Genomic DNA, 321 nt, shown 5'->3' with positions numbered 1-321 from the left:
GGAAACATAGATTAAGTTATTAAGGGCGCACGGTGGATGCCTTGGCACTAGAAGCCGATGAAGGACGTTACTAACGACGATATGCTTTGGGTAGCTGTAAGTAAGCGTTGATCCAGAGATTTCCGAATGGGGAAACCCAGCATGAGTTATGTCATGTTATCGATATGTGAATACATAGCATATCAGAAGGCACACCCGGAGAACTGAAACATCTTAGTACCCGGAGGAAGAGAAAGAAAAATCGATTCCCTGAGTAGCGGCGAGCGAAACGGGAAGAGCCCAAACCAACAAGCTTGCTTGTTGGGGTTGTAGGACACTCTG

Annotated in this window: 1 rRNA gene; it reads left to right on the top strand. The window is 46.7% G+C overall.

The annotated features are described in order from the left end of the window. Positions 1-9 precede the first annotated feature (9 nt). Positions 10-321, top strand: a 23S ribosomal RNA gene (locus tag CD113_RS11115); the annotation flags it as partial.

Origin of the sequence: Staphylococcus simiae, from assembly GCF_002902085.1 — a bacterium.
GTDB lineage: Bacteria > Bacillota > Bacilli > Staphylococcales > Staphylococcaceae > Staphylococcus > Staphylococcus simiae.
This window is presented reverse-complemented; position numbering and strand designations above follow the sequence as displayed.